Raw genomic sequence first — 24,076 nt, 5'->3', positions numbered from 1 at the left:
TCCTTAGCGGCCGCGCAGCATGGCGACCAAGGTGCGCGGCACCAGCGCCACCATCAGCAAGTGCACGCCGACAAAGCCCGTCAGCAGCGCCATGGCGATGAAGTGGACCCTGCGCGCACTCTCGTAGCCGCCGATGAGCTCGCGCAGCAGGGGGAATTGCACGGACTTCCACAGCACCAGGCCGGACAGCACCAGCACGATGCAGTCGAGCATGACGAACAGGTAGGCGGCGCGCTGCACCATGTTGTAGCGGCGCGGGTCCGCATGGGCCAGCTTGCCCTTCAGCGCAGCGACAAAATCGGCCAGCAACAGGCGCGGCGTCAGGGGAAAGAACTGGCGCCGCAGCCGTCCCGAGGCGATATTGATGATCAGATACAGCAAGCCATTGGCCACCAGCAGCCACATGGCGGCGAAATGCCATTGCAGGGCGCCGCCCAGCCAGCCTCCCAGGGTCAGCGCGCGCGGCAGCTCGAAGGGGAAAAATGGCGCCGCGTTATAGATGCGCCAGCCGCTGGTGGCCAGCACCACGACGGCCACGGCATTGAGCCAGTGCGTCAGGCGCAGCCAGGCGGGGTGGATCACGCTCGCTTGTCCGTTCATCACATCACTCCCTTCGCGCAGGATGCCGTGCTGACGGCTTGCAGAATGGCGCTGCTGTCGGGCCGCTGCACGAAGGCGACCACTTGCAGCTGCTCCGGGCGCCAGCTGGCGGGCAAGTTGACTTCGCGGTGCAGCCGGGCGCGGCCTTGCGCCAGCGCAACGGGTCCCAGCCACAGGCGCACGGCCGCATCGTGATGCAGGGTGGCGCCGCGGTTTTCGCCGCGCAGCACTTTCGAAACGATGGCGCTTTCGCTGATGGCCACGTACAGCTGGCCGCCCGTCTGCCCATCCGGCGCGCTGGCATTGGCTTCCAGCAATAATTTTCCACCAGGCCCAGGCGTGGCGGACAGGCTGATATTAACGGGCGCGGCGGTCGCGTTGATGCGGCGGATGGCGGCCGGCAGTTGCGTATCCCAGCCGCGCAATTCCGTGCCGCCCACAAAGAATTGGGGCGTGTAGGCCACGTGGCGGGGCTGGTGGCGCAGCAATTCGGCCTGGCGCGCATCGAATTGCGCCTGCGCCAGCGGGTCCGTCCAGCCGATCTGGTCCCAGTACGTGACGTGCAGGGCCAGCGGCACGACCAGGCTGGCCGCCCCCGCTTCCTTGCGCAAGGCGCTCAGGCGCTGGTCGGCGGGCGGGCAGCTGGAGCAGCCTTCGCTGCTGTACAGCTCCACCAGCGCCGCCGTCTGCGGCCCGCTTTGCACGGCGCAGCGCTGGCCGGCCGCCAGCTGCGCGTACGCGGGTGCCGTCGCGGCCCACAGGCAGAGCGGAACGAGGCTGGCGGCAAGGCGGTGCTTGATATGCATGATGACTACCCGTTATAGTGAATGAAGAAGCGTGCTTGCCTGTCAATTCGCCGCAATGGCCGGATTGGTTACAGCCGCCGGCAAAATTAGTGATATTTATTTTTTTCAACGCCTGTCACCAAAGGCCTGCATGCAACGAATACCTGTAAGCGAGCACCTGCATGGCACGGAATTGCGGCTGCATGGCTTGATGCTGCGCGGGCTCGATGGCGATGCGGCGGCGTATCGCAGTTTCTTGCAGGCCAGCAGCAGCCATTTGCGCGCATTCCTGCGGCGCCGCCTGCAGCGCTGGCCGGACGAGGTGGAAGACCTGGTGCAGGAGTGTCTGCTGGCCATCCACAACCAGCGGCTGACGTATGACACGGGCGTGCCGCTGACGTCGTGGATCCATGCGATCGCCCGCTATAAATTGATCGACTGGCTGCGCCGGCATGGACGGCGCGAAGCGCAGCACTTGCCGTACGACGAAGAAGATAGCGCGCAGGAACTGTTTTCCAGCGCCGATGCCGAGGCGGCCGAAGCCAGCCGCGACCTGGGCAAATTGCTGGCCAGCTTGCCGGCGCAGCAGCGCGACGCCATCGTGCATACCAAGCTCGACGGCTGGTCCGTGCGCGACACGGCGGCGGCCATGCAGATTTCGGAAGCCAGCGTCAAAGTGGCCGTGCATCGCGGCTTGAAGGCACTGGCAGCCAACTTGAGGATAACGACACCATGAAAACCGATGACTTGATCGCCATGCTGGCCAGCGGCCCCGACGTGGCCGCCGCGCCGCCCCCGGGCGCCCGCTGGCGCGCCGCGGGCACTTTGAGCGCCGGCGTACTGGGCAGCGTGGCGCTGATGGCCATGTTGCTGGGCGTGCGGCCCAACCTGGAACAGCTGGCCCGGTTGCCCGATTTCTGGGTCAAGGTGGGCTTTGTCGCCTGCCTCTGCCTGGCGGCCTGGCAAGCCAGCCGCCGCCTGTGCATGCCCGGTGCGCCGACGCGCGCCCTGCCCCTGCTGCTCGCCCTGCCCCTGCTGCTGATGTGGGCGCTGGGCGCCCTCATCCTGCAGGAAGCCCCGCCCGGGCAACGCGCCGAGCTGTTCTGGGGCGCCACCTGGCGCAGCTGCCCTTTGCTGATCGCCACCCTTTCCCTGCCCATCCTGGCCGCCGTGCTGCGCCTGATGCGCCAGCTGGCGCCCACGCGCCTGCGCCTGGCGGGCGCGGCTGCCGGTTTTGCGGCCGGCGCCATGGCGGCGCTCGTCTATTGCCTGCATTGCCCCGAGCTGGCGGCCAGCTTCGTCGGTTTCTGGTACGTGCTGGGCATGCTGGTACCCACCGCCATCGGCGCGGCCCTTGGCCCCAAGGTGCTGGCCTGGTGAGCCAATGACCTCCTTTTCGACGCAGTGAATCCGTTTTCGTTCCCCGTGCGTATAAGTCAGGCAGCCTGCAGTTTCTTGGACTTGTCTGTCAACGCTAACAAAAATCGGGAGAATCGAAATGTCCTTGTCACACTCGAAAACCGCGCTGGGCGCCGCCCTCATGGGCAACCTGCTCGCCGTATCCGTCACGTTGGCCATCGCGCCAGCGGCCCACGCTTCCAGCCACCGCGAAGCGCCATTCATCACGCAAAATCCCAAAGTCGACGCCACCGACTTCTATATGTTCCGCAGCTATGAGGCGGGCCGCGGCGCCTACACCACCCTGGTGGCCGACTACATTCCCCTGCAGGACGCGTATGGCGGCCCGAATTACTTCGCCATGGACCCCAACGCCCTGTACGAAATCCATATCGACAACAATGGCGACGGCAAGGAAGACCTCACCTTCCAGTTCCGCTTCACCAACACCATCAAGGATGGCCAGTTCACCGTGGGCGGCAAGAAAGTCTCGATTCCGCTCGTCATCAACGGCGGCGCCATCGACAGCGTCAATCCGGCCGGCCTGAACGTGCGCGAAACGTACAGCGTCACCGTGGTGCGGGGCGACCGCCGCACGGGCACCAGGAGCGCCGTCACCAACGCCAGCGGCGGCGGCACGACCTTCGACAAGCCCGTCGACAATATCGGCAACAAGTCCATCCCCAACTATGCTGCGTATGCTGCGCAACATGTGTATGCCGTCAATATTCCCGGCTGCGCCACGCCGGCGCGCATGTTCGTCGGCCAGCGCAAGGACCCGTTCGTCGTGAACCTGGGCGAAACGTTCGACTTGATCAATATCAAGGCGCCCGCCACGGAATTCGCCGCGAATGCGGAGTCGGCCGCCAAGGATGACCTGGCCCGGAAAAACGTCACGGCCATCGAGATGGAAGTGCCGACCGCCTGCCTGACGGCCGGCAGCGACCCCGTCATCGGCGGCTGGACCACGGCCAGCCTGCGCCAGGGACGTTTGCTGAACCCGGCGCCGGGCACGGCCACCACGGCCTCGAAGGAAGGCGGCGCATGGGTGCAAGTGTCGCGCCTGGGCATGCCGCTGGTGAATGAACTGGTCATCGGCCTGAAGGACAAGGACCGCTTCAACGCCAGCAAACCGTCGGGCGATGCGCAATTTGCCGACTACGTCACCAACCCCACGGCGCCGGCCCTGGTGGAAGTGCTGTTCGGCTCGGCAGGCGCCAAGGCGCCCACCAACTTCCCCCGCAACGACCTGGTGGCGACTTTCCTGACAGGCATCAAGGGCGTGAACCAGCCAGCGACGGTCGTCGCCTCTGAAATGCTGCGCCTGAACACCTCGATCGCCCCCACCGCCGTCGGCGCGCAAAAGCGCTTGGGCGTGATCGACGGCGATAACGCGGGCTTCCCGAACGGCCGCCGCCCCGGCGACGACGTGGTCGACGTGGTGCTGCGCGTGGCCATGGGCAAGCTGTGCACCCTGAACATCGGCTGCGCCCCGGCCGACGCCCCGGCCGGCGGCCTGCACTTCACGGACGGCGCTTTCCTCGATGAAACCTACTTCACGGCAGGTTTTCCCTACCTGAAAAACCCCATCGCCGGTTCGCCGCAACTGTAAGCCTACGAGGAGAATACGATGAAAAAGCTCCATGCATGCGGCGCCCTGGCGCTCACCACCCTGCTGGCCGGCTGCGGTGGCGGCGGCAGCAGCCACGGCGGCGATAACGGCGACGGCGGCGTCACCCCTCCGCCCGTGGTCTTGCTCGACGCCTTCTATGTGGCCGTCAGCAACGTCATCCTGACCACCAGCGATGACAAGGACGGCGTCGCCATCGACGCCATCATGGCGACCTCTCCGGAAAATACGGAGCCGGTACCGCTGTAACGCGCGGTCACCGAGTGCGGGCGCCGGAGACAGCGTTCTCCGGCGCCCGCCCTTGCCGCCCTACTCCACCGTCGATGGCGTCCACGATGAAAACACCGATTTCCCTGCTGTGCGCCTGCCTGCCCGTACTGGCGCCGGCCGCGCCCTACACGCCGAAAGACGGCAGCGCCGTCATCGAGCAATTGCCGCGCCGCGCCGACGCCACGCAGCTGGCCTTGCGCGGCCTGCGCCAGCAACTGAATGACACGCCGCAAGACCTTGCCCTGGCCACCAGCCTGGCCCAGCGCTACATTGCCCTGGCGCGCAGCGAAACGGACCCGCGCTACCTGGGTTACGCGCAGGCGGCGCTGGCGCCCTGGTGGCGGCAAGCGGCGCCGCCCGTCCCCGTGCGCCTGCTGCGCGCCACCATCCTGCAAAGCACCCACCATTTCGGCCCGGCCCTGCAAGACCTCGACGCCGTCATCGCCCAGCAACCGCAAAACGGCCAGGCCTGGCTGACGCGCGCCACCGTCCTCACCGTGCAGGGCGACTACGCCCAGGCGACGGCGGCCTGCGCGCGCCTGTCGGCCCTGACGACGCAGCTCGTCACCGTCACCTGCCTTGCCAGTATCGCCAGCGTCACGGGCCGCGCCGCCAGCAGCGAGCGCTTGCTGGACCTGACCCTGCAACGCAGCGCCGGCGCGGCGCCGGAGCTCGACAGCTGGGCCGCAACCCTGCTGGCGGAAATGGCCACGCGGCGCGGAGAGGCGGCGCTGGCCGAGGCGCGCTACACGACGGCGCTGGCGCGGCAGCCGCGCGACAGCTATCTGCTGGGCGCCTACGCGGATTTCCTGCTCGACCGGCAGCGCCCGCAGGAAGTCGCCAAATTGCTGAAAGAGCAGCAACGCATCGACGCCCTGCTGCTGCGCTACGCGCTGGCCCTGCAGGCGCTGCCCGGCCAGCAGACGGCCTTCCAGGCGGCAAAGGCGGAACTGGCAGCCCGCTTCAATGCCGCCATGCAACGCGGCGACACCGTGCACCAGCGGGAACAGGCCCGTTTCGCCCTGTTCCTGCAACAGGATGTGCCGGCCGCCCTGCAACTGGCGCAGAAAAACTGGGCCATCCAGAAGGAAGTGCCCGACATGCGCATCTTGCTGGAAGCATCCGTGGCCGCGCGCAACTACGCGGCGGCGCAACCGGTGCTGGCCTGGATCACGGCGCATGGCGTGGAAGACGTGGCCCTGCAGCGCCTCGTCAGGCAGCTGGGGCCGCAGGATGGGCAAAAACTTAGTGCCGCAAAGAAAGCAGGTGCGCTGTGAACGCCCGCATGCTCGCGTTGCTGCTCACCCTGTGCGCCTGGCTGGCCCCCGCGCAGGCGCACAAGCCCAGCGACAGCTACCTGAGCCTGGCCGTGCACGGCCAGCAGATCGACGGGCAATGGGACATCGCCCTGCGCGACCTCGATTTCGCCATCGGCCTCGATGGCAATGGCGACGGCGCGCTGACCTGGGATGAGATACGCGCGCGCCACGCGGCCATCGCCGCCTATGCGCTGCAGCGCCTGCAGCTGGCCAGCGACCGGGGCGCCTGCCCCTTGAAGGCCGTCGAGCAGCTGATCGACCAGCATACGGACGGCGCCTACAGCGTGCTGCGCTTTGCGGCCACCTGCCCCGGCAACGCCGCGCCAGCCACCTTGAGCGTCGGCTACACGCTGTTCGCCGACCTCGACCCGCAGCACAAGGGGCTGCTCAAGATCGACAGCGGCGGCGCCACGCAAACGGCCATCTTCGACCCGGACAGCCCCCGCCAGACGCTGTCCCTGGCCGCCCCCGACCGCCTGGCGCAGTTCGGCGCGTATGTCAAACACGGCATCTGGCATATCTGGATCGGCTACGACCATATCCTGTTCCTGCTGTCCCTGCTGCTGCCGGCCGTGCTGCTGCCGGGCTTGCGCGAACAGCGGCAAGGCTTGAAAGCGGCTTTTTATGACGTGCTGAAAGTCGTCACGGCGTTCACGCTGGCCCATTCCATCACATTGACCCTGGCCAGCCTGTCGCTCGTTTCGCTGCCGTCGCGCTGGGTGGAATCGGCGATTGCCGCTTCCGTGATCCTGGCCGCGCTGAACAACCTGCTGCCCCTGTTCCGCGGCAAGCGCCCCGTGGCCGCCTTCATATTCGGGCTGATCCACGGTTTCGGCTTCGCCAGCGTGCTGCGCGACCTGGGCTTGCCGCAAGGTTCCCTGCTGGCCAGCCTGTTCGGCTTCAACGTGGGCGTGGAAATCGGCCAGCTGGCCATCGTCGCCGCCTTCCTGCCGCTCGCCTGGCTGCTGCGCAAGACGTGGCTGTACCGGCAAGTGCTGACCGTCGGCTCGCTGGCCATCGCCCTGGTCGCTTGCGTGTGGCTGGTGGAGCGGGTGGCCGATATCAAGCTGATTTCAACGTGATGGCCGCCCGATAGCGTTGCTGGACAGCCACTGCCGGGCCACAAGTCCCGGCAATCGGGCTACAATACGAACAATTCTCAATCGCATCAAGGCCTGTGTGTCCTGTGGACCGTGGCATGGAAAGGTTGCATGCTACGCCCCGAACTGGAACTGCATCGGCAAATCGAAGTTCTCTACAGCGACCACCATGGCTGGCTGCAGGGCTGGCTGCGCCGCAAGCTGGGCAACGCCTTCGACGCGGCCGACCTGGCGCACGACACGTATCTGCGCATCCTCGCGCGGGGCCGCGCGCCCGCTCCCGTGGAATCGCGCCAGCACCTGGCGCAGATCGCCAACGGCCTGGTGGTCGACCTGTTCCGCCGCCGGCATATCGAGTCAGCCTACGCGGACGCCATCGCCGCGCAGCCGGAAGCGCTCGTGCCGACGCCGGAAATGCGCGCGCTGATCGTCGAAGCGCTGATGGAAATCGACGCCATCCTGGCCAGCCTGCCGAACAAGGTGCGCGACGCCTTTTTGCTGTGCAAGCTCGAAGGCATGGCCTACGCCGACATCGCCGCGCGCCTCGACGTTTCCGTCTCGTCCGTGGAAAAATACATCGCCCGCGCGCTGCTGGCCTGCTGCATGGCGCAATGCGCATGAACCCCCAACTGGACAGTGCTCCCATCGCCCCCGCCGTGCTGCAGCGCGCCGCCGAGTGGATGGCGCGGCTATGGGCGGAAGACGCCAGCGCGGCCGATGCCGACGCCTGCGCCGCCTGGCGCGCCGCCCACCCCGAGCACGAACGGGCCTGGGCCCGGCTGCAACGCTTCGCCCGCCAATTCGAGGCCCTGCCCCGCGAGGTGGCACGCGGTGCGCTGGCGCCGGCCCAGCGCCATGCCGCCGGCCGCCGGCGCGCCTTGCAGCTGCTGGGATTGATCGCGGCGGGCGGCGGCACGGCCCTGCTGGCGCACGAATCGGGCCTGTGGCAGCGCGCGGCCAGCGATTACCGCACGGCTGTGGGCGAGACGCGCGCCATCGTGCTGGCCGACGGCACGCAGGTGGTGCTGGACACGGCCAGCGCCATCGACGTGGCATACAGCGCCGGCGAACGGCGCATCGTGCTGCGCGCGGGGGCCATCCTCGTCACCAGCACGCACGAAACGGCACCTGTCTACCGTCCGCTGCTGGTGGCGACGCCGCAAGGCACGGCCACGGCGCTGGGCACGCGCTTTGGCGTGCGCCTCGATGCCGACGCCAGCAAGGTGGCCGTGTTCCAGGGCGCCGTCGCCCTGCAGCCGCGGCAGGACGGCGCCGCGCCGGTGCACCTGCAGGCGGGCCAGCAGGCCGGCTATACGCGCCGCGCAGTGCAAGACATCGGCAAGGTGGAAGACAGCGCCGCCGCCTGGGCCGATGGCCGCCTGGTGGCCGAACGCATGCCGCTGGGCGAACTGCTGGCCGAGCTGGGACGCTACCGTCACGGCGTGCTGCGCTGCGACGCCTCCATCGCCGGCCTGCGCGTGACGGGCGTGTATTCGCTGCGCGACACGGACCGCTCGCTGGCCAACCTGGCCCTGAGCCTGCCCGTGCAGCTGCGCTACCGCACGCGCTACTGGGTCAGCGTGGGGCCGCGCCAGGCATCCTGAAAAATATAGGCAAAATAAATGAAAAAACCTTGAGGGTTTTGGCTTTTCGTTCGGAATACGGGAAGAACCGATTTTTTCCTTCCACTTTCCAAGGATCTGCACCATGCCCCCTCGCCCGACCGCACCCACGCTGCGTCCATTTCCCCTCGCCGTCGCCATCCAGGCCCTGTTCCTGGCTGGCGCCGCCATGGGCGCCGTGGCCGTCACGGCCCCTGCCGCCCACGCGCAAACGCTTGAGAATGCGCAAGCCAAGCGCCCCTACGCGATCCCCGCCGGGCCGCTGGAGCGGGCCTTGACCGCGTTCGCCAGCGCGGCCGGCGTGGAACTGTCGGCCGACGCGGCCCTCTTGCAGGGCAAGCGCAGCGGCGGCCTGGCGGGCAGCTATACCGTGCGCCAGGGCTTCGACGAACTGCTGCGCGGCCAGGGCGTGCGCGTCGTGGCGGGCGCCAACGGCGCCTATGCGCTGCGGGCGGACGCCTCGGCAACGCCATTGCCGGCGCCGGCAAGCGCACAGGCGGCGCAGGCCAGCGCCACCCTGCCCGCCATCACCATCAATGCCACGGCCGAACGCGAAACGGCGACGGGCCCCGTGCGCGGCTACGTGGCGCGGCGCGCCGCCTCGGCCACCAAGATGGATACGGCCTTAAATGAAAACCCGCAATCCGTGTCCGTCGTCACGGCCGATGAAATCAGCGACCGCAACGCCGAATCGCTCGACGAGACCCTGCGCTACACGGCGGGCGTGACGCCAAACCAGCGCCCGCTGGGCAGCGACGATTCCTCGCTGCTGCGCGGCTTCACCATCGAAACGAACGGCATCCTGCAAGATGGCTTGCGCAATTCGGGCCGCACGTTTGGCGCCTCCATCGAGCCGTATGGCCTGGAACGCCTGGAAGTGCTGCGCGGCCCCGCCTCCGTGCTGTACGGGCAGATTCCGCCGGGCGGCATGGTCAACGCCGTCAGCAAGCGTCCCAGCGCGGACGCCGTGCGCGAAGTGGGCATCGAGTACGGCAGCTACCAGCGCCGCCAGCTGAAAGCCGACGTTGGCGGCACGCTCGACGCGCCGGGCGCCTGGACTTGGCGGGTCGTCATGCTGGGCCGCCAAGCGGACACGCGGTTGGATCGCGACCGCGACAACCGCCTGTACTTCGCTCCGTCCCTCACTTGGCAGGCAGGACCGGCCACGCGTTTGACCCTCCTGGCCCGCTACGAGCAGGACAACCAGCAATACGCGTTTCCCAACCAGCTGCTGGCGCCGGGCCCGCGCGGCCAGGTCGACCCCGGTGTCAACCTGATGGGCGACGACAACCGCTTCAAGCGCCGCAATACCATGCTGGGCTACGAGTTCGAGCATGCGTTCAACGATACGTGGTCGCTGCGCCAGAACCTGCGCTACACGCACCTGAAGAACGACCGCACGGACATGTTCCCCCTGGGCTTGAATGACGATGGCACGGTGAAGCGCTATTTCATGCCCGTCGATACGGCGTCGAAAAGCCTGTTCGCCGATACCCAGCTGCAGGCGCGCTTCGCCACGGGCAGCCTGGCGCACCAGGTGCTGCTGGGCGTCGATTACGCGAACATCCGCAACACGGACGAATACCGCCACCAGCAGGGCTTTATCGAGCCGATCGACCTGTACCAGCCCGTGTATGGCAAGCAGCCCCTGGTCCCGGCCAAGTCGCCGACCCGCGCGGACGCACCGTCGCGCCAACTGGGCCTGTATGCGCAGGATCAAATCAAATGGGACCGCTGGGTCGTGACGGCGGGCCTGCGCCGCGACAAGGCGACGCAATCGCGCGACGTCACCGACCTCCATGCCGGCAGCGTGAAAGCGGACTACCACCAGTCGCCGTCGGCCACCACGGGCCGCGTGGGCGCCGTCTACCTGTTCGATGGCGGCTGGGCGCCGTATGTCAGCTACGCCACCTCGTTCTCGCCCGAACTGGGCATCACGGCCAACGGCGACGCCCTGAAGCCGTCGCGCGGCAAGCAATTCGAGGCTGGAGTGCGCTACGAACCCGCGGGCCAGCGCGCCAGCTACACGGCCGCCGTCTTCGACCTGGTGCGCGACAACGTCACCACCTCCGACATCGGCAACCCGGGCAGCCTGCTGCAGACGGGGCAAGTGGGCTCGCGCGGCCTGGAACTGGAAGCGCGCACGGAGTTCGCCAGCCGTCTGAGCCTGATCGCGCAATACACCTACCTCGATACGGAGGTCAGGAAAAGCAATAACGGCGACCTTGGCTTGCAGCAGTCGGGCGCGCCGCGCCACAGCGCCTCGGCCTGGGCGCGCCAGGCGTTCAACCTGGGCACGGCCTTGCCCGCGTATGCGGCGCTGGGCATGCGCTTTCTCGGCGCCATGCGCTCGAACTCCGACGGCGACAATCTGAACATCCGCAATGGCGGCCTGACGCAGTGGGATGCGGCGCTGGGCGTGTCGCGCGGGCCGTGGCAGTTTTCCCTCAACGTCAACAATGTGCTCGACAAGCAGACCCTGTACGACTGCGGCTACCTGCCGGGCCTGTGCTACCGCAATGCCGAACGCACGGCCAACGTCAGCGCGATGTACAGGTTCTGATGCCATCGCTGCACATGCGCCCCGCACTGGCGGCGCTGCACCGCTACGCGGGCCTGCTGATGGCCGGCTTCCTCATCGTGGCCGGCGTCACGGGCAGCGCGCTCGCATGGAAGGATGAACTGGAAGCGGCCATGCTGCCCGCCGTCTTCCGCGCAGCGCCGCCAACGCCGGGCGCGGCGCCGCTCGACGCCCTGCTGCTGCGCGAGTCCGTCGCTACGCGCTTTCCCCAGGCGAACGTCACGTACGCGCCCCTGTCCGCGCCGCCCGGCCGCAGCATGGTGTTCTACCTGCGCCCGGCGGACTCCGCGCCGCTGGCCAGCGACGAAGTGTTTGTCGATCCCTACACGGGCGCCGTGCTGGGCCAGCGTCGCTGGGGCGCGATAAGCCAGGGCGCCATCAACCTGCTGCCCTTCATCGAGCGCCTGCATTACGCGCTGGCGCTGGGCGACACGGGCTTGCTCATCTTCGGCCTGGTCGCCATCGTGTGGACGGTCGATTGCTTCATCGGCGCCGCCCTGACCTTCCCCGCGCGCCTGAAAAAACGCTCGCCGGGCGGCAAACCGTGGCTGCGGCGCTGGCGCCCGTCCTGGCTGCTGCGCCGCCACGGCGGCAGCTATAAACTGGTATTCGACCTGCACCGCGCGGGCGGCCTGTGGCTGTGGGCCATGCTGCTGGTGTTTGCCTGGAGCGGCGTCGCCTTCAACCTGTACGGCGTGTATGCGGCCGTGATGCAGCCGCTGTTCCCGCACCAGGGGGCCGAGGAAGCGGTGGCGCGGCACACGCCGTCGCCGGGCCCGCACCTGGACTGGCCGGCCGCGCGCACGCAGGGGCGCCTGTTGATGCACGCGCTGGCGCAGCGGCACGCGTTCGCCATCGTCGAGGAAAACGCGCTGTCCTACGAACGCGCGCTGGGCGTGTACAGCTACAACGTGCGCAGCAGCCGCGACGTGCGCGCCCACAAGGGCCTCACCACCGTCTTCTTCGACGCGGCCAGCGGCCGGCAACTGGCCGCGTGGCTGCCCACGGGCGCGGCCAGCGGCGACACCATCCGCAGCTGGATCAGCGCCCTGCACATGGCCTCGATGTGGGGCTGGCCTTTTAAGATGTTCATCTGCGCCATGGGCGTGCTGGTGGCCGGCTTGAGCGTATCGGGCGTGCTGATCTGGCGCCGCAAGCGCCAGGGGCAAGCCAAAGCCAAAGCCCTCATTCATTAGCGCAGCTAATAAGAGCATGCCGATTCCAACGGCTTATCAATAGGTGGCAGACGCCGTACAGTAGCTCCTGTTAATGACTGAAGGAGCTTGCGATGAACCGCGTCACCCTGAATAACGGCATCACCATGCCCGTCGCCGGCTACGGCGTCTTCCAGATTCCCGACCCCGCCGAATGCGAGCGCAGCGTCATCGACGCCATCGCCGCCGGCTACCGCCTGATCGACACGGCCGCTTCCTACCTGAACGAAGCGGCCGTCGGCCAGGGCATCGCCCGCAGCGGCGTCGCGCGCGAGGAACTGTTCGTCACCAGCAAGCTGTGGGTGCAGGACACGGGCTACGAGCGCACGGCACAGGCCATCGAGCAGTCGCTGCAGCGTCTGCAGCTCGATTACCTGGACTTGTTCCTGATCCACCAGCCGTTCGGCGACGTACACGGATCGTGGCGCGCCATGCAGGATGCGTATCGCAGCGGCAAGCTGCGCGCCATCGGCGTGAGCAATTTTCATGCGGACCGCTTGATGGACCTCATCGCCTTCAACGACATCGCGCCCGCCGTCAACCAGATCGAGATCAACCCCTTCCACCAGCAGGCGGACAGCGTGGCCTTCATGCTCGAGCACGGCGTGCAGCCGCAGGCGTGGGCGCCATTCGCCGAGGGCCGCAACAACCTGTTCCACAATGAATTGCTGCTGGGCATCGCTGGCAAGCACGGCAAGTCCGTCGGCCAGGTCGTCCTGCGCTGGCTGACGCACCGGGGCATCGCCGTGCTGGCCAAGACCGTGCGCCGCGAGCGCATGGCGGAAAACCTGGAAATTGACGATTTCGACCTGGACGAAGCGGACATGGCCGCCATCGCCACCCTGGAAACGGGCAGCAGCAGCTTCTTTTCGCACCGCGACCCGGCCATCGTCCAGTGGATGGCGGCACGCAAGCTCGATATCTGAAGGGATAGCTTCATGACAAGCAAACACGACACGCCCACGGACCGTCGCGACTTCCTGCTGGCGGCGGGCGGCCTGGCCGCCGCACCGTTGATCGGCCAGGCGCAGGACCGGACGGTGCAGGCAACGGTGGCGAACCGCCGCAAGCTGGGCCAGCTGGAAGTATCGAGCCTGGGCCTGGGCGTGCAAAACATGAGCCGCACCTACCAGACGACGATCCCCAGCCGCCCGGAGATGCACAGGATCATCCGCACGGCGTTCGAGCGGGGCGTCACCTTGTTTGACGCGGCCGAGGCGTACGGACCGCACGAGGTGGAGCGGATACTGGGCGTAGGCGTGGCGCCGTTTCGCAACGACATCGTCATCGCCACCAAGTTCGGCTGGGACATCGACCAGCAGACGGGCCAGCGCCGTCCGGGCTTGAACAGCCGCCCCGCGCACATCAAGCTGGCCGTCGAAGGCATGCTGCAACGCCTGCGCACGGACCGCATCGACTTGCTGTACCAGCACCGGGTCGACCCGCAAGTGCCGATCGAGGACGTGGCCGGCGCCGTGCGGGACCTCATGAAAGAAGGCAAGGTGCTGCACTGGGGCTTGTCCGAGATGGGATTATCAACGCTGCGGCGCGCCCATGCCGCCCTGCCCGTTTCCGCCGTGCAAAGCGAATACTCGATGCTGTGGCGCGGGCCGGAAGATGGCGTGCTGGCCCTGTGCGAGGAACTGGGCATCGGCTTCGTGCCGTGGAGCCCGCTGGGCGTGGGCTTCCTGGCAGGCGCCATCGACGCGAAGACCCGCTTTGCCGACGGCGACATCCGCCAGCTCGAATCGCGTTTTTCACCGGAAAACCTGCCGCACAACCTGGCGCTGGTGGCCCTGGTGAATAGCTGGGCCACGCGCAAGCAGGTGACACCGGCGCAGATCGCCCTGGCCTGGCTGATGGCGCAGCGGCCGTGGATCGTGCCGATTCCCGGCACCACGCAGATGGCGCACCTGCTGGACAATATCGGTGCGGCGCACGTGCGGTTGACGTCGGGAGAAGTAGCCGAGCTGAACCAGGCTGTCGCGGCCATTCCTATCCGGGGCGCGCGCCTGCCCGACGCCGTGCTGGCCTATTCGGGCGTGGAAGCGCCCCTCAGGGAAAAGTGATGAAGGTCTGCGGCACGGCGTCAGTCAGCCACACGCCGTTGTCGGACACATAAAACACGTGGCCCTGCGCCTGCATGGCGGCCGCATCCACCGTCAGCACGACGGGCTTGCCGTGGCGCGCGCCCACGGCGACGGCCGTTTCGCGGCTGGACGACAGGTGCACGTGGTTGCGCGATCCCGGCAACAAACCGCCGGCACGAATCGCTTCGACAAAGCGGCTGGCCGTGCCGTGGTACAGCATGGCAGGCGGCGTGGCGGGCGGCAGAGCGATATCGACGGCGGCCAGGGAATGGCCCTGGTTGGCGCGGATGCGCAAGCCGTCGGCACTGATGGCGTAGCGCGTCTTGCTGTCGCGCGCCACCACGTCATCCAATTGTTCACGGGAAAGGCGGCGGCCATGCCGGGCCGATTGCGCCAGCAGCTGGCCGATGTCGGCCCAGCCGTTGCTATCGAGCGCGAGGCCGATTTTTTCTGGGGCATGGCGCAATATGAGGGAAAGAAATTTACTGGTATTTACTAAATGATCGGTCATGCCCCAGTCTACCGTTATCAGAACGCATATGACAAGGTCAGGCGTACGGAACGGGGTTCGACCGGATGGAAATGCCGGTCGTTCACCCCGTCCGCCGCCTCGCCAGGCAGGCGCGACGCATAGTAATAATCGATATCGCTGGCGCGCTTGTCAAACAGGTTGAACACGTCGAGCGACAGCCGCGTCTTGCGGTTGAGCTGGTACGCCAGGCGCGCATATGCCAGTGTAGTCGAAGCGGAGCGCACGCTATTGTCCTCGATCAAGGGACGGGGGCCGAAATAGCGCAATTGAAAAGCGCCCGACCACGGGCCCTGGTCCGTCACCGTCACGCCGAACGAAGCCACCTTGTCGATGGCGCCGGGGATGTGGTTGCCCGCCGGATCGTTTTGCGTATAGCGCGAGCGCGAAGCGGCCAGGTCCAGGTCGAACAGCAGCCACGGCGCGGCGATGTAATGGTTGTTCCACTCGATGCCGTGGCGATGGCTGGCGCGGCTCGCTTCCGTCTCGCCCGCGTCGCCGACGAACAGCAGTTCCGACGCGATATCGAGGCGCCACAGGGCCAGCGAACTTTGCAGGCCCGGCAGCCATTCCGTGCGCGCACCCAGTTCCACGCCTTTCGTCGGCACCAGGGGCGTCACGGGCGTGGCAGCTTGCCCGTCAGGCAGGCGCGTCTGCGTCGTGCCCCGTGCATCGTTGCTATGAAAACCTTTGCCATAGTTCACGAAGAATTCCGTCTTGCTCCACGGACCAAGAATCAGGGACAGCTTGGGCGACACCACGTGGTCGTTCGCCGCGCCGCTGTTGCCAGCTATGCTGCTGGCCACATTGAAACGGTAGGCGTCGTAGCGCAAGCCCGCCACAGAACGCAGCCACGGCAGCCATTGCACGGTGTTTTCGCCGTACAGGCCGATGCTGGCTTCGCGCACGCTGTCTTCGCGCACCGGACTCTGCCGTACCCGATCCACCGTGTTGTACAGGCCCACGGGCGACAAGCGGTCGTAGCGGGCCTGCACGCCAACCTTGTTGCGCATGGGCAGTCCCGCCAGCTCCGTACTCCAGCTTTCGGCCGCGTTCACGCCCGCCACCGTGCGCCGCTCGCTTTGCTGGAACTGGTCGCCGGCGGCCGGATTGGCGAGGAAATAGGTGAAATCGCTGTTCAGCTCCAGTTGCGAGCGGATCAGGTAAGCATCCAGTTCGAACAGCCCCTTCTCCGTGCGCTTGCGCATGGCGTACGACAGGCTGTAGCGCGACGTGTCGCCGCCGTCGCTGGGCGCCAGTGAGCCGAAACGGCCGATCTGGCCCGACGCCACGGCGCGCAGCGGCACCTGGTCCGTGGCATTCCAGCTGTTCTTGTACGCCATGCCCGTCACGCTGAAGCCGTCGTCCGGCGTGCCCTGGCTGTAGCGCAGCACGCCGCTATATTTGCGCACGTTTTCCGGCACGTCCCAGGGACCGTTGTTGCGGTTCACTTCCAGGCCATACAGCAAGGTGCCCGGCCCGGCAGCGACTGAATCGGCGACGACGCCGCGCACATAGCCATGCTGGCCGACGGATACGCTGGCCTGGCCTTGCGGCAATTTGTCGGCCAGACGGATGCGGGCGCTGCCTGCCGAGGAAAAATCGCCTTCGCCGGCGAAATACGGCCCCTTCTTGTAATCGATGCGCTGCACCAGTTCGGGAATGAGGAAATTGAGGTCGGAATAGCCTTGCCCATGCGCATGCGTGCGCATGTTGACAGGCATGCCGTCGACGTAGGTGGCAAAATCCGTGCCATGGTCGAGGTTAAAGCCGCGCAGGAAATACTGGTTGGCCTTGCCGTCACCGCTGTGCTGGGTGACGATCAGTCCCGGCACGAATTCCAGCAACTCGCCCGTGCGCAAGGCGGGCCGGTTGACGATCAGTTCATTGGTGATGACGCCCTGGCTGGCCGCGTCCGACGTGCCGACGGCGTTGTCATAGTGGCCCGTCACGCGCACGGTGCGCGACGCGTCGGCCCCTGTGGCCCCGTCGGCCGGAACTTGCGCCGCCACTTGGCGCCCCATGCCCAACAATGCCAGTGCACAAGCTGCCACCAGTTTGCGTTTTCTCAATAGCATCGCGTCTCCAGTTTTTATGATGTCAGTACGGGCTCCTGCTGGCTATATATACGCGGTGGATGGGCGCCTGGATTCAGCCTTTTCAAGGAGCGAGCGTGAACCTGAACGACAGCACCGGCAAGGCAGGCAGTCCCCCTTCCGACGTGCGCAAGCGCGACGTGCTGCCGTATATCCTGCTGTTCATCCTGCTGGCGGGGCTGCTGGCCGTGCTGGCGGGCGCCCTGTTGCCGCCCTACTACCATGCCGTGCCGGCCCTGCTGTGGAGCCTGGGCTTTTGCGTCAGCGGCATGCTGCTGGGATTCCTGTTCGGCATACCGCGCACCCTGCCCTCGGGCACCGTCAACATGGCGCCGCACGACGAGCGCAGCAATGGCAAGGACCGCGCCACGGACGAGCCGCCGGCCGCCGGGGCCGATGCGGCGACGGGCAACGCCAGCAATACCCTGTTCCTGGGCACGCCCACGCCCATGGAAATCAATTCGAATCTGGTGGAAGTTTCGGACTGGCTGACGAAAATCATCGTCGGCGTGGGCTTGATCGAACTCAAAAGCCTGCCCGGCAGCGCGCGCAACATGGCCGCCTTCATCGCACCGAGCCTGGACACGGACACGCCCACAGCCATGGCCGTCGTGGGCGGCATCATGCTGTTCTTTTCCGTGCATGGTTTTCTGATCGGCTACCTGCTCACGCGTATTTACCTGTCCATCATGATCAAGCGGGCCGACAGCATGGTCAAGAACGAATCCGTGCGCCTGCAAAGCGGCAAGGAAATCGAAGTGGCGGAACTGAGCCGTTTGCAGCAGAAATCGCTGGAGGACATGCAGGAAGCCGTGACGCAGCTGTTGCTGGCCCATCCGCCGTGCGAGGGCGCGGCCGTCACGGCCCTGGCCGGCATGCCTGCGGAGAAAAAACCCGCCAGCCTGGTGCTGTGGCTGGACGACCATCCGCGCAACAATACCTTGCTGGTGGAACAGCTGGAACGGGAAAACATCAAGGTGGACCAGGCGGTCTCGACGCGGCAGGCGCTGTCCATGCTGCAACAAAAGCCCTATGCGCTGCTCATCACGGACATGGCGCGGGTGGAAAACCGCCGGCGCATCAAGGATGCGGGCATACGCACGGTGCGCGAAGTGCAGCAAGCCCAGCCCGGACTGCCCATCATCGTGTATTGCAGCAAAGATACGATCGCCAGCTACGGCACGGAAGCGGAAGCGGCCGGCGCACGCTTCATCACCACCTCGGGCACCAGCCTGCTGGCCAGCGTCAACAAGCTATTGCATGAGGAACGGGGGGATGGCGCTCAGTCTTCCACGCAGTAACAGTAACTGCCCACGTAATGCAGCGAACTGCGCTGCGGGTGCGCCAGCTGATTCGGCGCAAACACGCACACGCTGGCATCGGCCAGCACGCCCTGCGCCTGCGCATCCGCGCATGCCTGCGCCAGCCAGCTGTCGCCATACGACGCGCCATCGAGCAGCTGCGCCAGCGGCGCGGCCGACGCCAGCATGGCGCTCTCGAAACAGGCCGGCTCATAGGACGTGAGGCCCGTTTCCATGAAGAATGGCGACGGTACGGCATCGCCGTCTTCCGTGTACGTGGGCGACAGATAAGCCTGCAGCGCTTCCCAGCTGGGAAAGCGCCCGTTGCAGGCAAATACGTGGACGATGGGCACGCTGTCGGACACGCTTACAGCTTCTCCATCTTTTGCCGCACGGCCGGCGCCGTCGAAGCCGTCGGCGCCAGTTCCAGATAGGTTTTATAGGCCGCTTTCGCCTTGGCGGCATCGCCGGCCTTGGCATACGCGTCGCCCAGGTTCAGGTAGGCAATGGCGCGCGACGGGTCCATTTTGACCGTGTTTTCAAACCAGCGGGCCGCTTCGCGGTATTTTTCCTGCTTGTAGAAGACAAAGCCCAGGTTGTTCGCCGCCAGCGCAAAGTCGGGGCGCAATTTCAGCGCTTCCGTAAATTGCGCTTCCGCCGCCGCATACTGTTTCTCCTTGTACAGCTGCAAGCCCCGGTCGTTGGCCCGTTGCGCCAGCTGGCGCGTGGACGACGGCACGGCGCCAGGCGTGACGATCTTCTGTTCGCCGCCCTGCAAATCCTTCACCGTGACGCTGGCCGCTGCCGGTTTGGCGTCCAGCTTGCTGTTCAGGGCAATGGCTTCCGTCGACAGCTGCGTCGTGTTCGGGCTGAGGAATTCTGTCTCGCCCGGCAATTCAAAGACGAAATCGCCCCCTTCCGAGCCAGGCAGGCTGCCAAACGCAGGGGTCTGGTTCGAGACGCTGGACACGGCCGGCGCCACATAGGCGGCCAGTTCCGTGGCCGTGATGAGGCCGTCGCCATTCAGGTCGCCCTTGCCCGCCAAGCCTTGCAGCAAGGTCCACGTGAACACGGAGTGGCCGTTCGGTCCGCCATCGGCCACCAGCTGGTCGCCGCCGCCCGCCGTCAGCATTTGCCGGCCGATGCGCTTGGCGTTGTCGCGCAAGAACGAGCTGGAACCGGCGCCGCGCGTCAGGCCCAGGCCGCTGTAGCAGGCATCCATGACGAAGAACGCATGCTTGGCCGTCAGCGATTCCGCGATATTCTGGATTTCCGTCATTGGAATCGCATCCGTGGCAAATTGCGCCGGGTCGGAATCGACGGGCACGATGTAGCCGAGGTCGCGTCCGGAACTGAGCTTGCGCGTGGCGCCATGGCCCGCGAAAAAGACGAAGATGCGGTCATTCTTTTGCACGCCGCCATGCGCCAGCTTGTCGTGGAAGGCGGCCAGGATATTGTTGCGCGTCGCTTCGCCATTTTTCAGGGTCACGACACGCTCGGGCGCGAACGCGAATTTCTCGATCAGCGTCTCGCGGATGCCTTGCGCATCGCGCACCGCATATTGCAATTTCGGCCATTTCGCGTAATCGTCGATGCCGATCACGACGGCCCAGGAATTGGCGTAACCGGTGGTGACGGGCACCTTTTCCGGCGCCGGGGCCGTGCTTTTCGCGACCTGGAAGCTCGTGCCATCCCAGCCCGCGAATTGATAGCCTTCGGCAATCAGCTTGTCGAGCACGGCCGGCAAGGCTTTCACCGTGCGTTCGTGGATGTCGTGGAACAGGACGATGCCCCGTCCCGCTTTGTCGACGGATGCCAGCACGCGATTGGTGATCGAGCTGGGCACGGGGTCGGCCCAGTCCAGCGAATCGATATTCCACATCACGGATTTCAAATGCGCATCGGCCAGCGCGGCCATACCTTCGCTGTTGCGCGCACCATACGGAAAGCGGAACAGCGCGGCCCGCTCGGGGCTGATGGCCTTCAACAGCGTATCGGTGCCGAGGATTTCGCCTTTCAGCTTGTCGCCTGTCTGTTTCGACAATTGTGCGTGGCTGAAACTGTGGTTGCCCACGGCATAGCCTTCTTTCATCAGCTTGCGGCTCACTTCCGCGCCCGCGCCCAGCTTGGCGTGGCCTTCCGCGTCCAGACTGCCCAGGTTGCGGCCCACGTTGAAGAACACGGCCGGCACGCCATACTGTTTCAGGATGGCGCTGATTTCTTCCGTGTAGCGGCGGTGCGGGCCGTCGTCGAAGGTCAGCACGATGGTTTTCTTCGGCAAGCCGAGGCCGAAGATTTCCGCTTCGTCCTTCTTGGGTGCGGGCTTGGCTTCGGGCACGGAGCCAGCCGGCGGTGTTGCATAGGGCACGACGATGCCGTTTTCCTTGAGAATCTGTTCGCGGCTGTAGAGTTTTTTCAGCTGCGCCACGTAATCGTCCCACCGTTCACGCTTGAGTTCGATGGCGCGCTGGCCCAGGTTGCCGAAGATTTGCCGGATTTCCTTCTCGTAGTTGCGCTCGATCTCGCCCAGCGCGTCGAGGTCTTCGGAAATGCGCTTGTGCAGCTTGATCGCGGGCAGGGACGAATCCTTGGCCACGTCGGCCAGCATGCTTTGCAGCAGTTCGCGGAACGCCAGGCGGTCCGCGTCGTACAGGCCGGGATCGGATTCGATATAGGTCAATAAACTGTCGAGCGCCTCGAAGCGGCCCGGATTGGTGGGCGCCGTCAATTGATCCAGCACAAGATCGAGCCTGGCGATGCGCTCCTGGTTTTCATGGAACAGCGCCTGCCCCACTTTGCGGGCTTCATCGCGCGCCCCTTCGGGCAGAGTTTGCTCGTCGGCCAGCAACACGATAATCTTGCGGAAATTACCCAGCAATTCGCGGAATTGGGCGGCCACGGCGGCCGTGTCGACGGTCGATTGGGGAGCGGCGGCCGGATTGCCCGCGGCGGGAGCGCCCGGCGTGGCCGTAGCGGCGGGACGGGTGTACGTATAAATGCCGGCCCCAGCGGCGAGTGCCACGACAACGGTGGCGGCGATCTTGATCGGCTTGGAAGTCACAGGCTTGTCATTCCCTTCACATACTATGCATAGCATTCAGATGGCGCGGATGCGCAAGATGCATAATTGTAAAGCACGCTTGGCACAAGCTCAGCCCGCACACATGAATTTCGGCAATAATATGGCTGTAAATATGACAACCAAGCTCCATCGAGCATAAAAACGGAAAAGACGATGCACAAGAAACTCTGCGCAGCCGCGCTGATGCTGGGCGTGGCCCTGATGCTGCTGCAACTGCGCGCACATGCGGGCGACGACGTGATCAACGTGGCGGGACGCGTATGCCTGCCCCATTGAGCCACGTCCCGCGCTGACGCTACACCTTGGCCGGTTCCCAGTAATTGGCCAGCCCCAGCTTTTTCAAGCCGGCCGCGACGAAACGCGGCTCCAGCAATTCTTCCGCCGTCAACGGTTGCCGGATCAGCTTTTGTTCCTGCGCAAACGCCAGCACCCGGCGGTAATGGCGGTACACGGCGTCGTCATACAGGGGCGACCAGCGCTCCTTCCACTGCAAGCCCGGATCATCGTAGCTGCGCCGCACCACGCTGTCGGGCGTGCCGTTGCGCGTGCCATCCTTGATGATCGCTTCGCGGTTGCCGTCGAGCGCCGCCCAGTGCTGGGCCCGCAGCCAGGCCGTGGCCACGAGTTCCGCGATGTCGGGATGGGCTTGCGTAAAATCGCGCCGCGCCCACAGTTCCGCGCGCATTTTACGCTCGGGTAAGCCCTTGCTGGACCAGATGATGCGGCCGATGCCCTTGTCTTCCAGCGGATAGCCATTGATCATGAACAAGGCGTCGACGGCGCCCGTGGCCAGCGCAGCCGTGCCCGGTTTGAGATCCATATTAATCAGGCGGAAATCCGTGGGCGACATGCGCTGGTCGGCGATCAGCTGGCGCAAGCCCAGTTCCCACGGCCGGCCCCGGTGCACGCTGATGCGCTTGCCTTTCAGCTCGGCCAGCGACGTGGCGCGCGAACCGGTGGGCACGAGCAGGAACTGGTCCGTACCCCTCCCCGCAGGCACGATCACCTGCGTGCGCACGCCGCCCGCGTTGAGTATGACGGACGGCAAGTCGCCATACGCGGCCATGTCGATGCGTCCGCTGGCGAACGCTTCATTCATCGTGGCGCCCGTGTCGCCCGTGACGGGCAGCCATTCCAGCCGCACGCCCCGCTGCTTCAGTTCGCGCGCCAGCCAGCCTTCCTGCTGCACCCGGTAAGCGATGCCGCCCAGTTCCGCCTTGCCATTCTCTGCAAAACCCGTCGAGGCGATGCGCAGGGCCGCCGGCGGCGCCCCCGCCTTCGCCGCCGACACTGCCTGTCCCGCCAGGGGCAGCAGCGCCAGCCCGCCCATCACCGTGCGTCGCCGCATCGCATTCTCCTCATCATCAAGCATGGCCACTGTTGACGTACTTCCCGCTCAAGCCGCCCGGCGCGCGTGCGCCAGCGCCGCTTCGAAAGGACGGGGGTCGATCCACGCGCGCACGTCGACCTTGCTGGGCAGGAAGTTCCAGCGGAACAGGAAATCGCTGAAATCCTGCAAGCCCGCGATCGACGTTTCCGCCAGGTCCGTGTCCAGGCGCAGATGCGCATCCTTGCCGTAGGCCACTTGCACCCAGTGCTCGCTGGCATTCGATTCGCGCGCGAGGAAACGGCGCGTCTCGTCCGCATGGCCGCGCGCCCACGCTTCGGCCCGCAGCACCTGGTCGACCAGGGTGACGGCGGAAGCAAAATGGTTGTCCAGCAAGTGCGCATCCACGCTCAGGGTGCGCGGCGTGCCGTTGTTGGCGCGGATCAAGGGTTCCGGGTGGATGCCCGTGTCGATCACCGTATGCAAGCCGAACTGCTGCGCCAGCTGGGCGGCCGACGCGCCTTTCAGGAAGATGGCGTCCACCTCGCCCCGCAAGAGGCCCAGCAATTCCGGGCTTTGCCCGCCGCGCCGGGCGCCGCTGAACAGATTCGTCGCCGCGCCCTTTTCCGGCGCCGCCTCACTCTGGCCCGTATTGACCACATAATCGACCAGTTCCACGTCCGCCACGGCCAGCCCTTCCAGGCTCAGCGCATTTTCCAGCCCCCGCAAGGCTTGCGCGCGCGCAAAGTCGATCTGCGCCTTGCTCCACAATGGCAAGCCGAAGCGCCGGCCCTTCAAGTCGCGCACCGTCTGGATGCCGCTGCCGGGCAAGGTCAATATCAGCTGCGTCTCGTCCGACCACGACAGGCCGATCACGCGGGTGTCGCGCCCCGCCGCGCGCGCCCACAGGGCGGGAATATTGCCGCCGTGACGCACGGAGTTCTGCAGGGTATGGTCGAAATGCGATTCGCGCACGGCTTCCTGGTCCGATTCGCGCAGCGAGCGCAAGCCGGTGCCGTCGGCGCGCAAGGCTTCTTCCAGCCAGCCTTGCTGCAGGGCTATCCCCAGGCCCGTGGGGACGGGGCAGCGCGTGTACCACAGGGTGTCGAGTGCGTTGCTATTGCTCATCTTG

22 protein-coding genes are annotated in these 24,076 nt (G+C 66.2%); 14 read left to right on the top strand and 8 right to left on the bottom strand.

Features of this window, described 5'->3' with window-relative positions; all coding sequences use genetic code 11:
- Positions 1-3 precede the first annotated feature (3 nt).
- Together OX460_RS04065 and OX460_RS04060 are read right to left on the bottom strand one after the other, a co-directional pair.
- Positions 4-600, bottom strand: coding sequence for a cytochrome b/b6 domain-containing protein (locus OX460_RS04065; protein ID WP_289897747.1), 597 nt, complete (start codon positions 598-600; stop codon positions 4-6).
- Complete coding sequence (locus OX460_RS04060) at positions 600-1,406, bottom strand: DUF1223 domain-containing protein (RefSeq protein ID WP_289897746.1); 807 nt, start codon at positions 1,404-1,406, stop codon at positions 600-602. The genes OX460_RS04065 and OX460_RS04060 overlap by 1 nt, the downstream gene beginning before the upstream one ends.
- Before the next feature lie 130 nt (positions 1,407-1,536).
- Between OX460_RS04060 and OX460_RS04055 the strand changes: the two genes are divergently transcribed.
- The 12 genes from OX460_RS04055 to OX460_RS04000 all read left to right on the top strand — a co-directional run bounded on the left by OX460_RS04055 (position 1,537) and on the right by OX460_RS04000 (position 14,588).
- Positions 1,537-2,121 carry a sigma-70 family RNA polymerase sigma factor gene (locus tag OX460_RS04055; protein ID WP_251348553.1) on the top strand — a complete coding sequence of 195 codons (585 nt, stop codon included), beginning with the start codon at positions 1,537-1,539 and terminating at the stop codon, positions 2,119-2,121.
- Positions 2,118-2,765, top strand: a complete 648-nt coding sequence (locus tag OX460_RS04050) for a DUF1109 domain-containing protein (RefSeq protein ID WP_289897745.1) — start codon at positions 2,118-2,120, stop codon at positions 2,763-2,765. Before OX460_RS04055 ends, OX460_RS04050 begins: the two co-directional genes overlap by 4 nt.
- A gap of 118 nt (positions 2,766-2,883) precedes the next feature.
- Positions 2,884-4,395 (top strand): DUF4331 domain-containing protein, encoded by a 1,512-nt coding sequence (locus OX460_RS04045; protein ID WP_289897744.1) that lies wholly within the window; start codon positions 2,884-2,886, stop codon positions 4,393-4,395.
- A gap of 18 nt (positions 4,396-4,413) precedes the next feature.
- Positions 4,414-4,662 carry a hypothetical protein gene (locus tag OX460_RS04040; RefSeq protein WP_099667811.1) on the top strand — a complete coding sequence of 83 codons (249 nt, stop codon included), beginning with the start codon at positions 4,414-4,416 and terminating at the stop codon, positions 4,660-4,662.
- Positions 4,663-4,748: 86 nt separating this feature from the next.
- A complete protein-coding gene (locus OX460_RS04035; RefSeq protein ID WP_289897743.1) occupies positions 4,749-5,960 on the top strand; it encodes a hypothetical protein in 1,212 nt (403 codons plus the stop codon).
- 8 nt (positions 5,961-5,968) lie between these two features.
- Positions 5,969-7,084, top strand: coding sequence for a HupE/UreJ family protein (locus tag OX460_RS04030; protein WP_289897742.1), 1,116 nt, complete (start codon positions 5,969-5,971; stop codon positions 7,082-7,084).
- A gap of 129 nt (positions 7,085-7,213) precedes the next feature.
- Positions 7,214-7,723, top strand: a complete 510-nt coding sequence (locus OX460_RS04025; protein WP_289897741.1) for a sigma-70 family RNA polymerase sigma factor — start codon at positions 7,214-7,216, stop codon at positions 7,721-7,723.
- The gene (locus tag OX460_RS04020) at positions 7,720-8,706 is read left to right on the top strand and encodes a FecR domain-containing protein (RefSeq protein WP_289897740.1); all 987 of its coding nucleotides are present in this window, start codon (positions 7,720-7,722) and stop codon (positions 8,704-8,706) included. Before OX460_RS04025 ends, OX460_RS04020 begins: the two co-directional genes overlap by 4 nt.
- A gap of 103 nt (positions 8,707-8,809) precedes the next feature.
- On the top strand, positions 8,810-11,287 hold the full coding sequence (locus tag OX460_RS04015; RefSeq protein ID WP_289897739.1) for a TonB-dependent siderophore receptor: 2,478 nt from the start codon (positions 8,810-8,812) through the stop codon (positions 11,285-11,287).
- Positions 11,287-12,501: a PepSY-associated TM helix domain-containing protein gene (locus OX460_RS04010; RefSeq protein ID WP_289897738.1), complete on the top strand. Its 1,215-nt coding sequence runs from the start codon at positions 11,287-11,289 to the stop codon at positions 12,499-12,501. Before OX460_RS04015 ends, OX460_RS04010 begins: the two co-directional genes overlap by 1 nt.
- A 92-nt stretch (positions 12,502-12,593) precedes the next feature.
- Positions 12,594-13,445, top strand: a complete 852-nt coding sequence (locus OX460_RS04005) for an aldo/keto reductase (protein WP_289897737.1) — start codon at positions 12,594-12,596, stop codon at positions 13,443-13,445.
- Between the two features lie 12 nt (positions 13,446-13,457).
- A complete protein-coding gene (locus OX460_RS04000; RefSeq protein WP_251348543.1) occupies positions 13,458-14,588 on the top strand; it encodes an aldo/keto reductase in 1,131 nt (376 codons plus the stop codon).
- Here OX460_RS04000 and OX460_RS03995 read toward each other — a convergent pair.
- Together OX460_RS03995 and OX460_RS03990 are read right to left on the bottom strand one after the other, a co-directional pair.
- Positions 14,575-15,120 (bottom strand): RNA 2'-phosphotransferase, encoded by a 546-nt coding sequence (locus tag OX460_RS03995; protein WP_289897736.1) that lies wholly within the window; start codon positions 15,118-15,120, stop codon positions 14,575-14,577. The two genes, OX460_RS04000 and OX460_RS03995, sit on opposite strands and share 14 nt — an antisense overlap.
- 17 nt (positions 15,121-15,137) lie before the next feature.
- Positions 15,138-17,216 (bottom strand): TonB-dependent receptor, encoded by a 2,079-nt coding sequence (locus OX460_RS03990; RefSeq protein WP_289897735.1) that lies wholly within the window; start codon positions 17,214-17,216, stop codon positions 15,138-15,140.
- Between the two features lie 95 nt (positions 17,217-17,311).
- Between OX460_RS03990 and OX460_RS03985 the strand changes: the two genes are divergently transcribed.
- Positions 17,312-18,535: a response regulator gene (locus OX460_RS03985; protein ID WP_289897734.1), complete on the top strand. Its 1,224-nt coding sequence runs from the start codon at positions 17,312-17,314 to the stop codon at positions 18,533-18,535.
- Here OX460_RS03985 and OX460_RS03980 read toward each other — a convergent pair.
- Entirely contained in the window at positions 18,517-18,900 is a 384-nt protein-coding gene (locus OX460_RS03980; RefSeq protein ID WP_289897733.1) for an immunity 22 family protein, read from the bottom strand. The genes OX460_RS03985 and OX460_RS03980 overlap by 19 nt on opposite strands.
- Before the next feature lie 2 nt (positions 18,901-18,902).
- The gene (locus OX460_RS03975) at positions 18,903-21,596 is read right to left on the bottom strand and encodes a polysaccharide deacetylase family protein (protein WP_289897732.1); all 2,694 of its coding nucleotides are present in this window, start codon (positions 21,594-21,596) and stop codon (positions 18,903-18,905) included.
- 174 nt (positions 21,597-21,770) lie between these two features.
- Here OX460_RS03975 and OX460_RS03970 point away from each other — a divergent pair, with 174 nt between their 5' ends.
- Entirely contained in the window at positions 21,771-21,893 is a 123-nt protein-coding gene (locus OX460_RS03970; RefSeq protein WP_255206395.1) for a hypothetical protein, read from the top strand.
- A 19-nt stretch (positions 21,894-21,912) separates the two neighbouring features.
- Here the strand turns inward: OX460_RS03970 and OX460_RS03965 are convergent, their stop codons facing one another.
- Both OX460_RS03965 and OX460_RS03960 read right to left on the bottom strand, forming a co-directional pair.
- On the bottom strand, positions 21,913-22,965 hold the full coding sequence (locus tag OX460_RS03965; RefSeq protein ID WP_289897731.1) for an ABC transporter substrate-binding protein: 1,053 nt from the start codon (positions 22,963-22,965) through the stop codon (positions 21,913-21,915).
- Between the two features lie 48 nt (positions 22,966-23,013).
- Complete coding sequence (locus OX460_RS03960; protein ID WP_289897730.1) at positions 23,014-24,072, bottom strand: ABC transporter substrate-binding protein; 1,059 nt, start codon at positions 24,070-24,072, stop codon at positions 23,014-23,016.
- Between the last annotated feature and the right edge of the window lie 4 nt (positions 24,073-24,076).

It is taken from the genome of Janthinobacterium sp. SUN033 (assembly GCF_030397595.1).
In the GTDB taxonomy this organism is placed as follows: domain Bacteria; phylum Pseudomonadota; class Gammaproteobacteria; order Burkholderiales; family Burkholderiaceae_D; genus Janthinobacterium; species Janthinobacterium kumbetense.
Note: the sequence above shows the minus strand (reverse complement) of the source record. Positions and strands in the feature narration are given on the sequence as shown.

Coding starts and splice junctions, on each gene's coding strand:
- OX460_RS04065 (WP_289897747.1), bottom strand. CDS start 600: ATGAACGGACAAGCGAGCGTGATCCACCCCGCCTGGCTGCGCCTGACG.
- OX460_RS04060 (WP_289897746.1), bottom strand. CDS start 1,406: ATGCATATCAAGCACCGCCTTGCCGCCAGCCTCGTTCCGCTCTGCCTG.
- OX460_RS04055 (WP_251348553.1), top strand. CDS start 1,537: ATGCAACGAATACCTGTAAGCGAGCACCTGCATGGCACGGAATTGCGG.
- OX460_RS04050 (WP_289897745.1), top strand. CDS start 2,118: ATGAAAACCGATGACTTGATCGCCATGCTGGCCAGCGGCCCCGACGTG.
- OX460_RS04045 (WP_289897744.1), top strand. CDS start 2,884: ATGTCCTTGTCACACTCGAAAACCGCGCTGGGCGCCGCCCTCATGGGC.
- OX460_RS04040 (WP_099667811.1), top strand. CDS start 4,414: ATGAAAAAGCTCCATGCATGCGGCGCCCTGGCGCTCACCACCCTGCTG.
- OX460_RS04035 (WP_289897743.1), top strand. CDS start 4,749: ATGAAAACACCGATTTCCCTGCTGTGCGCCTGCCTGCCCGTACTGGCG.
- OX460_RS04030 (WP_289897742.1), top strand. CDS start 5,969: ATGCTCGCGTTGCTGCTCACCCTGTGCGCCTGGCTGGCCCCCGCGCAG.
- OX460_RS04025 (WP_289897741.1), top strand. CDS start 7,214: ATGCTACGCCCCGAACTGGAACTGCATCGGCAAATCGAAGTTCTCTAC.
- OX460_RS04020 (WP_289897740.1), top strand. CDS start 7,720: ATGAACCCCCAACTGGACAGTGCTCCCATCGCCCCCGCCGTGCTGCAG.
- OX460_RS04015 (WP_289897739.1), top strand. CDS start 8,810: ATGCCCCCTCGCCCGACCGCACCCACGCTGCGTCCATTTCCCCTCGCC.
- OX460_RS04010 (WP_289897738.1), top strand. CDS start 11,287: ATGCCATCGCTGCACATGCGCCCCGCACTGGCGGCGCTGCACCGCTAC.
- OX460_RS04005 (WP_289897737.1), top strand. CDS start 12,594: ATGAACCGCGTCACCCTGAATAACGGCATCACCATGCCCGTCGCCGGC.
- OX460_RS04000 (WP_251348543.1), top strand. CDS start 13,458: ATGACAAGCAAACACGACACGCCCACGGACCGTCGCGACTTCCTGCTG.
- OX460_RS03995 (WP_289897736.1), bottom strand. CDS start 15,120: ATGACCGATCATTTAGTAAATACCAGTAAATTTCTTTCCCTCATATTG.
- OX460_RS03990 (WP_289897735.1), bottom strand. CDS start 17,216: ATGCTATTGAGAAAACGCAAACTGGTGGCAGCTTGTGCACTGGCATTG.
- OX460_RS03970 (WP_255206395.1), top strand. CDS start 21,771: ATGCACAAGAAACTCTGCGCAGCCGCGCTGATGCTGGGCGTGGCCCTG.
- OX460_RS03965 (WP_289897731.1), bottom strand. CDS start 22,965: ATGCGGCGACGCACGGTGATGGGCGGGCTGGCGCTGCTGCCCCTGGCG.
- OX460_RS03960 (WP_289897730.1), bottom strand. CDS start 24,072: ATGAGCAATAGCAACGCACTCGACACCCTGTGGTACACGCGCTGCCCC.